This window comes from Bordetella sp. H567, assembly GCF_001704295.1.
Classification (GTDB): Bacteria; Pseudomonadota; Gammaproteobacteria; order Burkholderiales; family Burkholderiaceae_B; genus Bordetella_C.
Map to the genome: position 1 here is coordinate 1,881,092 of NZ_CP012334.1, position 15,173 is coordinate 1,896,264.

12 protein-coding genes and 1 pseudogene are annotated in these 15,173 nt (G+C 66.8%); 12 read left to right on the forward strand and 1 reads right to left on the reverse strand.

The features are described 5' to 3' along the window. The first annotated feature begins 146 nt into the window (after positions 1-146). The 9 genes from AKI39_RS08510 (at position 147) to trmD (ending at position 9,678) form a co-directional block, all read left to right on the forward strand. Positions 147-1,778, forward strand: coding sequence for an ATPase, T2SS/T4P/T4SS family (locus AKI39_RS08510; protein WP_235610814.1), 1,632 nt, complete (start codon positions 147-149; stop codon positions 1,776-1,778). A 10-nt stretch (positions 1,779-1,788) separates the two neighbouring features. After that, positions 1,789-2,916 carry a general secretion pathway protein gene (locus AKI39_RS08515; RefSeq protein ID WP_066642515.1) on the forward strand — a complete coding sequence of 376 codons (1,128 nt, stop codon included), beginning with the start codon at positions 1,789-1,791 and terminating at the stop codon, positions 2,914-2,916. A gap of 51 nt (positions 2,917-2,967) precedes the next feature. Beyond that, the gene (locus tag AKI39_RS08520; protein ID WP_066634460.1) at positions 2,968-3,570 is read left to right on the forward strand and encodes a type 4 pilus major pilin; all 603 of its coding nucleotides are present in this window, start codon (positions 2,968-2,970) and stop codon (positions 3,568-3,570) included. Between the two features lie 13 nt (positions 3,571-3,583). Next, entirely contained in the window at positions 3,584-4,654 is a 1,071-nt protein-coding gene (gene pilV / locus AKI39_RS08525) for a type II secretion system protein (protein ID WP_066634462.1), read from the forward strand. 88 nt (positions 4,655-4,742) lie between these two features. Further along, the gene (gene alaS, locus AKI39_RS08530; protein ID WP_066642518.1) at positions 4,743-7,364 is read left to right on the forward strand and encodes an alanine--tRNA ligase; all 2,622 of its coding nucleotides are present in this window, start codon (positions 4,743-4,745) and stop codon (positions 7,362-7,364) included. Between the two features lie 32 nt (positions 7,365-7,396). Continuing rightward, positions 7,397-7,654, forward strand: a complete 258-nt coding sequence (locus AKI39_RS08535; RefSeq protein ID WP_066642521.1) for a sulfurtransferase TusA family protein — start codon at positions 7,397-7,399, stop codon at positions 7,652-7,654. A 263-nt stretch (positions 7,655-7,917) separates the two neighbouring features. After that, positions 7,918-8,178, forward strand: coding sequence for a 30S ribosomal protein S16 (rpsP, locus tag AKI39_RS08540; RefSeq protein WP_066634464.1), 261 nt, complete (start codon positions 7,918-7,920; stop codon positions 8,176-8,178). Positions 8,179-8,248: 70 nt separating this feature from the next. Then, positions 8,249-8,911 carry a ribosome maturation factor RimM gene (rimM, locus tag AKI39_RS08545; RefSeq protein ID WP_066634465.1) on the forward strand — a complete coding sequence of 221 codons (663 nt, stop codon included), beginning with the start codon at positions 8,249-8,251 and terminating at the stop codon, positions 8,909-8,911. After that, positions 8,911-9,678, forward strand: coding sequence for a tRNA (guanosine(37)-N1)-methyltransferase TrmD (trmD, locus tag AKI39_RS08550; RefSeq protein WP_066634466.1), 768 nt, complete (start codon positions 8,911-8,913; stop codon positions 9,676-9,678). Before rimM ends, trmD begins: the two co-directional genes overlap by 1 nt. Before the next feature lie 251 nt (positions 9,679-9,929). On the opposite strand, the gene AKI39_RS08555 is transcribed toward trmD, so the two are convergent. Beyond that, a complete protein-coding gene (locus tag AKI39_RS08555) occupies positions 9,930-12,803 on the reverse strand; it encodes a valine--tRNA ligase (RefSeq protein ID WP_066634468.1) in 2,874 nt (957 codons plus the stop codon). Between the two features lie 146 nt (positions 12,804-12,949). On the opposite strand from AKI39_RS08555, the gene ndk reads away from it, so the two are divergent. The 3 genes and pseudogenes from ndk to AKI39_RS08570 all read left to right on the forward strand — a co-directional run bounded on the left by ndk (position 12,950) and on the right by AKI39_RS08570 (position 15,125). Beyond that, complete coding sequence (gene ndk / locus AKI39_RS08560) at positions 12,950-13,375, forward strand: nucleoside-diphosphate kinase (protein ID WP_066634470.1); 426 nt, start codon at positions 12,950-12,952, stop codon at positions 13,373-13,375. A 20-nt stretch (positions 13,376-13,395) separates the two neighbouring features. Further along, a pseudogene (rlmN, locus tag AKI39_RS08565) lies at positions 13,396-14,559 on the forward strand (23S rRNA (adenine(2503)-C(2))-methyltransferase RlmN); the annotation flags it as partial. A gap of 71 nt (positions 14,560-14,630) precedes the next feature. Further along, on the forward strand, positions 14,631-15,125 hold the full coding sequence (locus tag AKI39_RS08570) for a helix-turn-helix domain-containing protein (protein WP_066634472.1): 495 nt from the start codon (positions 14,631-14,633) through the stop codon (positions 15,123-15,125). Positions 15,126-15,173 lie beyond the last annotated feature (48 nt).

Below are 15,173 nucleotides of genomic sequence, written 5' to 3' on the forward strand. Positions count from 1 at the left end.
GGCAGGCGAGGCAGGCCACGCAGGCCACACAGGCCACACAGGCCACACAGTCCACACAGTCCACGCAGGCCACACAGTCCACGCCGGCCACACTAGCCGGCTCGTCCGTGCTGCCGGTGCTCGCCACGCAGGACGACATTGCGCGCATGGTCCCTGCGTTCGTGCGGGCGGTCGGCGACGAATTCGATCTTGCGGCCCTGGCGGGGCGGCTTTGCCCCGTCGTACTGCAGGATGGCGCCGTGGCCATCTTCGCGCTGGCCGACTATGCCCGTGGCGACCAGGCGGACGAAGTCGAACGCATGGTGCTGCGTCGCGGACGCCGCCTGGCCGCGCCGTCGCGCTATGTGCTGCCCGCGCCCCTGCTGCTTAGCGTGGCGCGCGGCCAATTGACCCTGCAACGCTTGCGCGATCGCCGCACCATCCTGGCGGACCGGCATAAATCCGCCTTGGCGGCCGGCTTTTGTGACATCGTCACGTGGGGCGTCCGCCACGATGCCAGCGATGTTCATTTGAACGTTCATCTGCGCAAGCCGGAGTCCGAAGTGCGCTTCACGATCGCGGGGCGCTACGTCGCGCCGTCGCGCTTTCGCCATATGCCGACCGCGACCCTGATGGAGATGCTGGCCGTGGCATGGATGGATATACGCGGCGGCAATGGCGCGGTGTTCGATCCCCAGGTCGAGCAGCAGGGACAGTTGCACATCCAGGTGGACGACCGCCCGGTCATGCTGCGCTGGGCTTCGCTGGCGACGGACAGGGGGCCGGCGGTATGCCTGCGCCTGCTGCGGCTGGACATGCAGTTCCAGGGACTCTCGCTGCGCTCGCTAGGCTATCTGGACAGCCAGATCGAGATGCTGCGGCACGCCAGCCGGGCCGACGGCGGCGCGGTCGTGCTGGCCGGCGTGGTCGGGTCCGGCAAGTCCACGACCATCGCCACGCTGATCCGCACGTTGCCCGGCAGCCGCAAGGTCATCACGCTGGAAGACCCCGTGGAATATGTCATCGACAATGCGCTGCAGAATAGCGTCTCCCGCAATCTCGATGACAGCAGCGCCACGGTCTTCGATGCCAAGCTCAGGACCGTGAAGCGCTCCGCGATGGACGATCTGCTTATCGGCGAAATTCGCGACGCGGAGACCGGCCGGGCGTTCATGGATCTCGCGGGATCGGGCGTCAACCTCTATACGACAACCCACGCCGCCTCGGCGATGATGATCCCCGAACGGCTGTCCTCCGATTTCATCGGCGTGTCGCGCGACTTCCTGGCCACCCCGGGCGTGCTCAAATTGCTGGTGTACCAGGCCCTGTTGCCCCGGCTTTGCCCACATTGCGCCTTGCCGCTGGCAACGCTGCATGATCGCGCCGACGGCGCGGCCTGGCGCGACTGGACACACCGTTTAACGGCCCTGTACGACCTGCGCGCCGAAACGCTGCGCATGCGCAACAGCGAGGGCTGCACCCGCTGCGCGAACGAGGAACTGCCTCATCTGAACGGCACCGCCGGCCGCACCGTGGTGGCGGAGATGATCGAACCTGCGCACGACGATATCTTTCTGCGCTGCGTGCGTCAGCGGGACAACCTGGCGCTGCGCCGCCATCTGCGCGGACGCCGTGCCGCGCCGTTCGACAGCCCGGACATGAACGGCAAGAGCGCCATGGAGTGCGCCATGTACAAGGTATCGACCGGAGAGATCGATCCGCGCGACGTGGAATCCCGTTTCCAGTCCTATGCCTCGGTCGAACGCGAGCGCGCGGCGTCGGGGGGCTGCCATGCCTGACTGGCGCGGCATGATCACGGGCGCGATAGCCGCGCGGCTGGATTTCCAGCGCCTGCGCCTGCGCTGGGACGCCGTGCGGTTCTCCGGTATGCGCGCGGACTACTACGAGTACCTTGCCGACATGCTGGACGGCCTGCAGGGACGCAAGACCCTGCGCGATCTCTTCGATGACGACGCCTGCCGCCATGGCGGGGGCAGCGTTCGCGGGCGCCTGGCGCGGCACTGGTCACAGGCGCTGGAACGCTGCGGCGGGGATCTGGCCCTGGCCTGGGCGGGCAGCATGCCGGCCGCCGAACTGGCCCTGCTGCACGCTGCCCAGGAGGGTGGCGCGGGCGCGCTGACCGCCGCGTTGCGCGACCTGGCCCGCGCCGCGCGCGTGGTCGAACAATGCGTGCGCATCCTCCGCGACACGCTGATGGCGGGCGTGGCGGCCGTGGCCGTGGCACTGGCCCTGGCCGCGGCGGTGCCGTATTTCACCGCGCCGCGACTGCAGGCCGTGTTCCACGGTGTGCCGTCCACCTACTACGGCGTCCTGACACGTGGCCTCTTTACCTTCGCCGGCGCGGTGCGCCACGGCCTGCCCCTGCTGCTTGCATGCGGGGTGGGCGGCATCTGGCTGCTGCTCTGGTCGCTGCCCAATCTGGTCGGGTCGTGGCGCGCGCGGCTGGACGGCTGGCTTGTGTGGCGCCTGTATCGCGACGTCAATACCATCCGCTTCCTGGCCATGCTTGCCGTCTTGGTCCGTCCGCGTGGCAATGTCGATATCCGCCTGCGCCAGGCCCTGGCCATGCAAGCCGATCAGGCGCGCCCCTGGCTGTCCTGGCATATACGCGAGATGGTCGCGCGCATCGATGCCGGAATGGTGGGCGCCGACAGTTTCGACACGGGCATGATAGACCGGCGCATCTGGTGGTACCTGAGCGACATGGTCGCCGCTCACGGCATGGCCGCAGGGCTGGACAAGGCCGCGGATCGTATCGAACGGCGCGCACTGGCACAGGTCGGCCGACAGGCTCAGGCACTTCGCTGGGGGATGCTGCTCGGCGCGGTATCCGCGGTCATCGCCCTGGCCTTGTGGCATTACGCCGCGATCGACGAATTACGCCGCGCCCTGATGCACGTCCACGCGGCCGGCTAGCCGGCCGTCCTCAATGCTTTCCAAAACACCCGGCCTTTACAAGGAGCCGCCATGTCCGCGCGCCGCCACGCCCTCCAGCAAGGGTTCTCGCTGATCGAAGTGTCCATCGTGACCGCCATCGTCCTATTGATCGCCATCGTCGGGATACCCGCGATCGGCAGCTATGTCGTCGAAAACAAGGTGCCCAAGGTCGGCGAGGAACTGCAGCGCTTCGTCGCCCGGGTCAAGGCCAACGGCCAGGGCGGCGGGGTCGCGCCGTACCACAAGCTGCATGGCGGCATGCTGGCGAACGCCTTGCGGGATTCCAGCGTCTTCGCGGTCAGCGGCAGCGATGCATCGGCCGTGGTGGCGCACGGCCTGGGCGGGAATGGCGCGGGCGGCAACGGCACCATCGCGGTGGCGCCGGCCTCGTTCGCGGGCGGCGGCCCCGGGTCGGCCTTCACGCTGACGCTGACCAACGTCAACAACGCCGCTTGTCCGGGAATCGCATCGGTCATGCAGCGCGTATCGGAAATCATCGCGGTGGAAGGCGAGGGCGGGCCGGTGATCGTCAAGGACACCAGTGCATCGCCACCTCAAGGTTACGACGCCATGCTCGCGCAGGCGCAATGCGCCCGTGGCGATGCCAATACCTTTGTTTTCACCGCACGCTGACCGGGGCGCGCTTATGCCCGGCCTTCATTCCGCGCGCCCGGATCGCGGCGTTCGCGGCCAACGCGGTTTCGCCCTGCTCGAATTGACCATCGCCGTCGCGATCACCTGCCTGCTGGCCATCTGGGCGGCCAATCGCTTGATGCACGACGCGGACGGCATCGCGGAACGCGCGGCAGGCCTGTGGATGCTGGACATCCGCCGCGCGCTGGACGGCATGCTGGCCCGCCACGGCGACACGCTGGCCGGCGGCGCCGCGCCGGTGGATGAACAGGGCAGGGCACTGTATGCCGATCCCTGGGCGCCTACGCTGACGGAGTTGAAGGCACAAGGCCATCTTGCCGCCGCCTTTCCGGAGCCGGGCCCCATGGGCATGCAGGCCGCGGTCAAGCTGTGGCGCGGCGAGGACTGCCCGGGCGCCGGATGCCGCGTGGAGGCCCTGGCGTACAGCGGCGTGCCGGCCGGTGCCGCGGGCGGACGCCGCGCTCCGGCCACGGCCGATCTGTCCCGCATCGCGGGTGTCATCATGGCGACCGACGGGGCGGGAGCCAGCGTGTCGGCGCTTGCGCCCGACCGCCTGCGTGGCGCGGCTTTCGATCTTCCCAATCCTCCGGTGCCCGGCATGGCACCCTTGCCCATCGGCACGGTCGCTGTCCGCGCCGGCCGCGAAGCCGCCGATGCCGGGCGCTATCTGCAGACGCGGGACCCGCGCGATCCGCAATTCCGCGGCGACGTCTCGGCGGCTGGTACGCTGTCGACGCGTGGCCGCCTGGTCGCCGGCGAGCATCTGAAACTGGACGGCCTCGCCGTCCCAGGGGACCCCTGTCTTGAAAACGGCTTGCTGGCACGGGATGCGGATGGCAGCCTGCTGAACTGCGCGGCGGGCATCTGGTCGCCGCCGGGCGGATTCGGCGGCGCGTATGCCACCAATACCGGCGCCGGCTGCGATGTGCCGGGGCGGTCGGTGCCGAATCCCCGAACCGGCGCGTGCTCCTGCCCGCCGGGCTATCGCGCCGTCATGGTCGCCGCCGGCGGCGAGCGGGACGCGGAAGTCGGCTGGACCGAAGGCTACGTCTGCCTGCGTTGAATGGCCGTGGCCCCGGACGTTACAGTCTTCAAACGGACGCAACCCTCTATAATCAAAAATTCGCCTCATGTCGACCGATTCATCCGCGATGAAATCCTCCGAGATCCGCCAGAAGTTCCTGCAGTTCTTCCAGTCCAAGGGGCACACCATCGTCCCTTCGTCGTCGCTCGTTCCCGGCAATGACCCGACCTTGCTGTTCACCAATTCGGGCATGGTCCAGTTCAAGGACGTGTTCACCGGCAAGGAAACCCGCGCCTATACGCGTGCAACGTCGTCGCAGCGCAGTGTGCGGGCCGGCGGCAAGCATAACGACCTGGAAAACGTCGGGTACACGGCGCGGCATCACACGTTCTTCGAAATGCTGGGCAACTTCAGCTTCGGGGACTATTTCAAGCGCGACGCGATCCATTACGCCTGGGAACTCCTGACCGCCGTCTATAAGCTGCCGGCTGAAAAACTGTGGGTCACGGTCTATCACGAAGACGACGAGGCCTATGACATCTGGGCCAAGGAAATCGGCGTGCCGGCGGAACGCATCGTCCGGATCGGCGACAACAAGGGCGCCCGCTACGCCTCCGACAACTTCTGGCAGATGGCGGAAACCGGGCCCTGCGGCCCGTGTTCGGAAATCTTCTACGACCATGGCCCGGACGTCTGGGGCGGGCCCCCGGGTTCGCCGGAAGAGGACGGCGACCGCTACATCGAGATCTGGAACCTGGTGTTCATGCAGTTCGAGCGCGATGCGGCCGGCAATATGTCCAAGCTGCCCAAGCCCTGCGTGGATACCGGCATGGGCCTGGAGCGGATCTCCGCCGTGCTGCAGGGCGTGCATTCCAATTATGAAATCGATCTTTTCCAGAAGCTGATCGCGGCCGCCGCGCGTGAGACCGGCGTGCGAGATCTCGCCGACAATTCGCTGAAGGTCATCGCGGACCATATCCGTGCGTGTTCCTTCCTGATCGTCGACGGCGTCATCCCCAGCAACGAAGGGCGCGGCTACGTCCTGCGCCGCATCGTACGGCGCGCCTTGCGGCATGGGTACAAGCTGGGGCAGACCAAGCCCTTCTTCTATCGGCTGGTGCCCGACCTTGTCGCCGAAATGGGCGATGCCTATCCCGAGCTCGCCCGTACCGCGGATCGCGTCGCGCAAGTGCTCAGGCAGGAAGAGGAACGCTTCGGCGAAACCCTCGAACACGGCATGAAAATCCTGGAAAGCGCCTTGGCCGGCGTGCCGAAGGGCGGGCAGTTGGACGGCACGACGCTGTTCACGCTGTACGACACCTATGGCTTCCCCCTCGACCTGACGGCCGACATCTGCCGCGAACGCGGGGTGGAAGTCGACCAGGCCGGCTTCGACGCGGCCATGGCGCGCCAGCGCGAACAGGCAAGGGCGGCCGGCAAGTTCAAGATGGCCGAAGGCCTGGCCTACGAAGGCGCGGCCACCCGTTTCGAGGGCTACGAGAACATCGAGCTGGACAATGTGCGGGTCGTCGCACTGTATGCGGACGGCACCGCCGTGGCGCGCATCCAGGCCGGCCAGGACGCCGTGGTCGTGCTGGATGCCACGCCTTTCTATGCCGAATCCGGCGGCCAGGTCGGCGACACCGGTTTGCTGGAAGCCGCCGGCATGCGCTTCGCCGTGGCCGATACACAGAAGATCCAGGCCGGCGTCTTCGGCCACCATGGCAAGCTGGAGTCCGGCGGCCTGGCCGTCGGCGATACGGTACTGGCCCGCGTGGATGCCGTACGGCGCGCCCGCACCGTGCGCAACCACTCGGCCACGCACCTGATGCACAAGGCCTTGCGCGAAGTCCTGGGTGCCCACGTGCAGCAGCGCGGGTCCCTGGTCGATCCGGAAAAAACCCGCTTCGATTTCGCCCATGATGCCCCGATGACCGCCGAGCAGATCGCCCGCGTGGAAGCCATCGTCAATGCCGAAGTGCTGGCCAACCAGCCCGCCCAGTCGCGCGTGCTGCCGTATGAAGAGGCGGTCAAGGGCGGCGCCATGGCCTTGTTCGGCGAAAAATACGGCGACACGGTTCGCGTGCTGGACATCGGCTTTTCCCGCGAATTGTGCGGCGGTACGCACGTGACGCGTACCGGCGATATCGGCATGTTCAAGATCGTCGCGGAAACCGGCGTGGCCGCCGGCGTGCGTCGCGTCGAAGCGATCACCGGGGACAACACGCTGGCCTGGGTACAGGCGCAGACGGCCTTGCTGAACCGCGCCGCCGCCGCGCTCAGGACGCCGGCCGCCGATCTTCCCGAGCGCATCGCCCAGGTACAGGAGCAGGTCAAGTCTCTGGAAAAAGACCTGGACCAGGCGCGCAGCCGCCTGGCCGCCAACGCCGGCAACGACCTGGCTGCCCGCCAAACGGTGGAAATCAAGGGCATCAAGGTACTGGCGGCCGGCATCGACGGCGCCGATCCCAAGGCGCTGCGCGGGATGGTCGATCAGCTCAAGGACAAGCTCAAGCCGGCCGTGGTGCTGCTGGCCGCCGCGGCCGACGGCAAGATCAGTGTGGTTGGCGGTGTCACGTCCGACCTGACCGACCGCATCAAGGCCGGGGAGCTGGTCGGCTTCGTATCGACCCAGCTGGGCGGCAAGGGCGGCGGCCGTCCGGACATGGCCATGGGCGGTGGCAGCGATGCCGCGGCCCTGCCGGCGGCCATCGCGAGCGTGCGCTCATGGGTGGATGAACGGCTGTGACGCGCGATACCGAACCTGGCGGCGGCACGGCCGTGCCGTCCGCGGAGCCGCAGGCGGCCGCGCCCGTCGCGGACCTGGAAGTCGACGCCAAGGGCCTGGCCTGCCCGCTGCCCATCTTGCGTGCCAAGAAAGCCCTGGCGCAACTGGCCAGCGGCCAGGTGCTGAAAGTCGTCACGACCGACCGCAATGCCATCCGCGATTTCCAGGCTTTCGCGCGGCAGACGGGCAATACCCTGCTGCTACAGGAAGAAAGCGCGGGGCAGGGCGTGCATTTCCTGCGCCGGCGCTAGGCAGGGTTCAGCGCTGACTTCCGGCTATCCGTGCCGGGCTACAGCGTCGGGCGGACGGCGTTTTCATTCGCTGTTTTCATGCGCCGTTTTCACGCGCAGTCTCCACGTTTTGCCCGCCTCCCTTCGCCCGCGGTATTAAAAGGGACGCGATAAATCGCGGCCAGGCTGCGACACTATCCAGCGAAAGATCCCCGCCCATTTGCCGGGATACTCGCGGAGTGCTAGAATCTACTGTTTTTCACAACCAATTCAAGGGATTACCTATGCTGGTGATTCGTCTGGCCCGCGGTGGCTCGAAAAAGCGTCCGTTCTACAACCTGGTGGCGACCGACTCGCGTAACCGCCGCGACGGCCGTTTCGTCGAGCGTGTGGGTTTCTACAATCCGGTAGCCGGCGAAGGCACGGAAAAGCTGCGCATCGCCCTGGACCGCGTTCAGTACTGGACCGGCAACGGCGCCCAGCTGTCGCCTGCCGTCGCGCGCCTGGTCAAGGACTACTCGGCCAAGGTTTCGGCCTCTGCCTGATACCCGTCCGTGCCTGTGAACAGGGCGGGGCATACCGCCGTCCGCCTCGTTCCATGACCCGCGCCGCGCAATGAGCAACGCCGCACCTACCGTTGGCGCGCCCGCCGATCTCGTCGAGCTCGGGCGCATTACCGGCGCCTATGGGGTCAAAGGCTGGGTCAAGATCCAGCCGCATTCGGCCGATGCGGACGTCCTTCTGGCTATCGCATCGGGCTCGTCCACCACGTCCTCGCCCCCGTCGACCTGGTGGCTGATCCGTCACGCCCCCCCCGGCACCACCGGCGCTTCAAGCCGCACGTCGTCGCCGCATCCGTACGTCATCCGGGCCGCGCGCCCGCAGGGCTCGCACATCGTCGCCCAGCTGGACGGCATCGCCGATCGCGATCAGGCCGAAGCGTTGAAAGGCATGGCGGTATGTGCGCCGCGCAGCGCTTTTCCCGCGCCCGACGAAGACGAGTATTACTGGGTCGACCTGATCGGCTGCTCCGTCCATGGCGACGACAACGGCGCTGCTGCCTTGCTCGGCATCGTTGACGAGGTCGTGGACAATGGCGCGCATGCCCTCCTCAAGGTGCGGCGCCAGCATGTGCCGGCGCCGGGCCAGCAGCCCCAGCCCCTGCTCGACGCGAAAGGCCGGGCTCTCGAAGTCCTGGTTCCCTTCGTCCACGCCCACATACGCGCCGTGGACCTGGCCAGCCGCCGTATCGACACCGACTGGCCGCTGGATTTCTGATGCGCTTCGACGTCGTGACCCTGTTCCCCGACATGTTCGCGGTCGTGCGGGATCTGGGGGTGACCGGCCGCGCCCACGGGCAGGGCCTGTGGAATCTGCAAACGTGGAATCCGCGCGACTTTACCCACGACGTCCATCGCACCGTGGACGATCGCCCGTATGGGGGCGGCCCGGGCATGGTCATGATGGCCGCACCGCTCGCGTCCGCCGTTCAGGCAGCCCGCGCGCGCAGGGCCGCCGATGCGGTGGCTCCCGCGCCCATCATCCTGCTGTCGCCCACCGGACGCCGGTTCGACCAGCCGCGCGCCCAGTCGCTGGCCGCTTCGGCCGGCGCGATCTTCATCTGCGGCCGCTATGAAGGCATAGATCAACGCTTCATCGACCGTCATGTCGACGAAGAGCTCTCTCTTGGCGATTTCGTGTTGTCGGGCGGCGAACTCGCCGCCCTGGCGATCATGGACGCCGCCGTGCGCTTACTGCCTGGCGTCCTGAACGACGATGAATCCGCCGTGCAGGATTCCTTCAATCCGGCCTTGTCCGGCCTGCTGGACAGCCCTCACTACACCCGGCCTGAGGTCTACGAAGGCGAGGCGGTGCCCGCGCCGCTGCTGTCGGGCCATCACGCCAATATCGCCCGCTGGCGGCGCGAACAATCCCTGCGCCTGACGGCCGCGCGCCGGCCCGATTTGATCGAGCGTGCGCGCGAGCAAGGCTGGCTCACCCCGCAGGACGAACGCTTCCTCAAGACGCTGACGCCGGACAGCTAGGGCCTGTTGACAGGCCCTAGCCGATTACGCTGACGTCCGGCGTCCCGCGGCACGCAGCCGGCGGGTTTGCACCCAGTCCGGCGATCGGCACCCGCCCAACGATCCGCACCCACCGCAGCGATCGGCATCCGCCGGGCGATCGGCATCACGCCAGAGATCGGCATCCCGCCGGCGGTTTGCATCCCCCCAGCGATCGGCATCCCCTCGGCGGTTGGCACGCGCCCTCGGCGAGGGCGCCCCTCCCGCCGGCCTCAGTTCCCCAGCTTGCCGCGCTGCTCGCGGACCTTGGCCAGGGTTTCGCCGAATTGGCCCAGGCGCGCCTTTTCCTGTTCGACGACCGCGGCGGGCGCCCGTTGCACGAAGCTGGCATTGGACAACTTGCCGTTGGCCTTGGCGATTTCGCCTTCCAGCCGGGCGATTTCCTTGTCCAGCCGCGCGCGTTCGGCCACCACGTCGATTTCCACATGCAGCATCAGTCGGGCATCGCCCACCACCTGCACCGGCGCGCCCACGTCGGGCAGGTCGGCCACCACGTCGACCTGGGTCAGGCGCGCCAGCGCCGCCAGATACGGCGCGTTGCGCGCCAGCAGCTGCGCCGGCCCTTGCGCGATCAACGGCACCTTCTGCGCCGGCGATAGATTCATCTCGCCGCGCAGCGCGCGCACGGCCTCGATCTGCGCCTTCAGTTCCGCCACGTCGGCTTCTGCCTGCTTGTCGACCGCCGCCGGGTTCGGCTGCGGATAAGGCTGGACGCTGATGCTGCCGGCCGCGCCCGCTTGCCGCTTGCCCGCCACCACCGACACCTTCTGCCAGAGTTCTTCGGTGATGAAGGGAATGATGGGATGCGCCAGGCGCAACACGACCTCCAGCACGCGTATCAACGTGGCGCGCGTGGCGGCCTGCTGTGCCGGCGTGCCGGTCTGCAGCTGTACCTTGGCCAGCTCGACGTACCAGTCGCAGTACTCGTCCCAGATGAAGCGGTACAGCGCATTGGCGATGTTGTCGAAACGATAATCGGCGAACCCGCGCGCCACTTCGGCCTCCAGCTCCTGCAGCTGGCTGACGATCCAGCGGTCGACGAAGCTGGGCTCGCCGGCCGTCGCGGCCGCATCGTGGCCTTCGGTATTCATCAGCACGAAACGCGTGGCGTTCCAGAGCTTGTTGCAGAAATTCCGGTAGCCTTCGCAGCGCTTCAGGTCGAAGTTGATGTTGCGTCCCAGCGTGGCGTAGGCCGCCATCGTGAAACGCAGCGCATCCGCGCCGTATGCCGGGATGCCATCCGGGAATTGCTTGCGGGTGGCCTTTTCGATGTTGCCGGCCAGCTTGGGATTCATCAGCCCGTAGGTGCGCTTGGCCACCAGCGTTTCAAGATCGACGCCGTCGATGAGGTCCACCGGGTCCAGGGTATTGCCCTTGGACTTGCTCATTTTCTGGCCTTCCGCGTCGCGGATCAGGCCATGCATGTACACGTGCTTGAAGGGGATTTCGCCCACCAGGTGCGTGGACATCATGATCATGCGGGCAACCCAGAAGAAAATGATGTCGAAGCCCGTTACCAGCACGCTGGACGGCAGATAGCGCGCAAGGTCCGGCGTCTTGTCGGGCCAGCCCAGGTCGGTGAAGGGCACCAGCGCCGACGAAAACCAGGTGTCCAGCACGTCCGGGTCGCGCTCCAGCGGGCCTTCCACGCCTGCCGCGCGGGCCTGTTCCACGGCGTCCGCCTCGTTGTGGGCGACGAAGACGCTGCCATCCTTGGCGTACCAGGCCGGAATCTGGTGGCCCCACCACAGTTGGCGCGAAATGCACCAATCCTGGATATTGTCCAGCCACTGGTTGTAGATGGTGGTCCAGTTGTCCGGATAGAAGGTCACGCGGCCTTCGGCAACCACGTCCAGCGCCACCTGCGTGATGCTCTTGCCGGGATGCCGCGTGCCTTCCGGCGCCGGCTTGCTCATGGCCATGAACCACTGGTCCGTCAGCATGGGTTCCAGGACCACGCCCGTGCGGTCGCCCTTGGGCTGCATCATCTTGTGCGCCTCGACGCCTTTCAGGTAGCCCTTGGCGTCCAGCTCGGCCACCACCGCCTTGCGCGCCGCGTAGCGCTCCAGGCCGCGGAACTGCACCGGACCGTTTTCATTGATGTGTGCATCGGGCGTGAAGATCACGATCATCGGCAGGTTGTGCCGCAGCGCGCATGCATAGTCGTTGAAATCATGGGCGCCCGTGATCTTGACCACACCCGTGCCGAATTCCGGATCGACGAAATCGTCCGCGATGATGGGGATGTTGCGGTCGCACAGCGGCAGTTCGACCAGCTTGCCGACCAGATGGCGATAGCGCTCATCGCCCGGATGCACGCACAGCGCGCCGTCGGCCAGCATGGTTTCGGGCCGTGTCGTGGCAATGGTCAGGCCACGCAGCGTCACCGTATTGCCTTCCTTGTCCACGATGGTCTGGGGGCCGTCGACGAAGGGGTATTCGATGCGCCACATGTGGCCTTCGGTTTCCTCGGCCTGCACTTCCAGGTCGGACACCGCCGTCAGGAGCTTGGGATCCCAGTTCACCAGGCGCTTGCCGCGGTAGATCAGTCCTTCCCGGTACAGGCGGACGAAGGTTTCCACCACGCCGCGGGACATGCGCTCGTCCATGGTGAAATATTCGCGGCCCCAATCCGCCGAGGCCCCCAGCCGGCGGATCTGGCTGGTGATCGTGCTGCCGGATTGCTGCTTCCATTCCCAGATTTTTTCCACGAACTTTTCACGGCCCAGGTCATGGCGCGAAATGTGCTGAGCGTCCAGCTGGCGCTGGACGACGATTTGGGTGGCGATGCCGGCGTGGTCCGTCCCCGGTATCAGCACCGTATCGGCGCCCCGCATGCGGTGGTAGCGCGCCAGCCCATCCATGATGGTCTGGTTGAAGGCATGCCCCATGTGCAACGTTCCCGTCACGTTGGGCGGGGGAAACTGGATGGCATAGTTGCCCGCGGCATCATTCCCGGGGACGTGCCGCCCGCCTTCGAAGTACCCGCGCCGCTCCCATTCGGCGTACCAGCGCGCCTCGATTTCGGCGGGTTCGAAGCTTTTGGATAGTTCCTGCGACTCGTTCTGGGGTGCGGCTTTGTTCATTGCGCGATTCCGGCTGACTGACGGCCCCGGGGGCTGTTTCACACGGGGCAAACCTGCAATTTTAAGATGTAGACGCCAATCGCGGCGTGCTAGAATGTCCGGTTACTGTAAACCACGTAGAAGTCCCTGTTTTTATTGGAGTTTTCATGTCCACCGAACGTACCCTCTCGATCATCAAGCCCGACGCCGTGGCCAAGAATGTTATCGGCCAGATCGTGGCCCGTTTCGAGCAGGCCGGCCTGAAGGTCATCGCCGCGCGCATGCAGCAATTGTCGCGCGCCGATGCCGAACGCTTCTACGCCGTCCACAAGGCACGTCCCTTCTTCAAGGACCTGGTCGATTTCATGGTTTCCGGCCCGGTCTTCGTGCAGGTGCTGGAAGGTGAAGGCGCCATCGCCAAGAACCGCGACCTGATGGGCGCGACCGACCCCAAGAAGGCCGAACGCGGCACCATCCGCGCCGACTTCGCCGACAGCATCGATGCCAACGCCGTGCACGGTTCGGATGCGCCCGAAACGGCCGCCGTCGAAATCGCCTTCTTCTTCCCCGAAATCAACATCCACAGCCGCTGATCGCGGTTTTTGCCGACGTCATGAACGATAGCGAACGTGTCAACCTGCTGGGCCTGGATGGCGCCGAGCTGACTGCCCTGGTGCAGCGCTGGGGCGGCAAGCCTTTTCGCGCCCGGCAGCTGCAGCGCTGGGTGCACCAGCGCGGCGCCGACACGTTCGACGCCATGACCGACCTGGCGCGCGATTTCCGCGCCCAGCTGGCGCGGGAATGCACCGTCCAGGCCCTGCCCGTCGTCACGGAGCAGAAATCCACCGACGGCACCCGCAAGTGGCTGTTCGACGTGGGGCAGGGCAATGCCATCGAAACCGTCTTCATTCCCGAGGACGACCGCGGCACGCTCTGCATCTCCAGCCAGGCAGGCTGCACCGTGGCCTGCCGTTTCTGTTCCACCGGCCACCAGGGCTTCAACCGCAACCTCCACGCCAGCGAAATCATCGGCCAGCTATGGTGGGCGCGTAAAACCCTGGAAGCCGACCTGGCCAGTGCCCGCCTGCCGTCCGCCAAGCCGGATGCCGCCGCACCGGCCGACGCCCGCGTGGTCAGCAACGTCGTGATGATGGGCATGGGCGAACCCCTGCTCAACTACGACCAGGTGCTGACCTCGCTGCGCCTGATGCTGGACGACAATGCCTACGGGCTGTCGCGGCGCCGTGTCACCGTGTCGACCTCCGGCGTGGTCCCCATGATGGACCGCCTGGCGCGCGACTGCCCGGTCGCGCTCGCGGTTTCCCTGCATGCGCCCAACGACGCGCTGCGCGATGAACTCGTGCCGCTGAACCGCAAGTATCCGCTGGCGGAACTCCTGGCGGCCTGCAATCGCTACCTCGAACACGCGCCGCGCGACTTCATCACTTTCGAATATGTCATGCTCGACGGCGTCAACGATGCCGACGAGCATGCCCGGGAATTGATCCGCATTGCCGCGCAAGTGCGCTGCAAGATCAACCTCATTCCGTTCAATCCGTTTCCGCAATCCGGCCTGAAGCGCTCGCCTTCCGCGCGCGTCCGGCTTTTTGCGCAACGCCTGATGGACGCGGGTGTCGTGACGACCGTGCGCAAGACGCGCGGCGACGACATCGACGCGGCCTGCGGGCAGCTGGCCGGCGAAGTGCGCGACCGGACCCGCATCACCGAGCGGATCGCCGCCGAACGGCAGGCCATTCCCATCAAGCAGGTATATGCCGGTGCGCGGCCGTCCGAAGGGCGGCCTGCCTCCCCCGAGGAGGACTCGCGCACCGACAGGAGGGTAGTACATTGACCGACAATGCCACGACGTCCGTTTCCACCTCGCCCGGCAAGGATGCCGCCGGTGAACATGCGGTGGGCGGCGCGCTGCGGGCGTTGCGCGTGAACAAGGGCTGGTCGCTCGACGAAGTCGCCAGCCGCATCAAGTTCGCGCCGCGCCAGATCGCCGCCCTGGAGGAAGAGCGCTGGGCCGATCTTCCCAAGGGCATTTCGCTGCGCGGCCTGATCCGCAGCTATGCGCGCCTGCTGGGCGCCGATCCCGAAGCCATCATCGCCTCGCTGGAGCCGCAGATGCGCGGCGCCGCGCCGGCACGCCTCGCCACCCAGGGCGCGCTGCAGTCGCCGCGCGGCACCTTGCCCGCCGAAGAGGAACGCAGTTCTTCGTCCTGGGGCTGGCTGATCGTCATTCTGCTCGTTATCGCCGCGGCGTTGGCCTATGGCCTCTGGCAGGGTTGGTTGCCCGCCCACTGGTTACCCAGCTGGCTGTCCCGCGCGGGGCATTGACCGCGGGCCGCCGGCGCATCACCGTCCATCGACGCCCCTCCGCTTTCC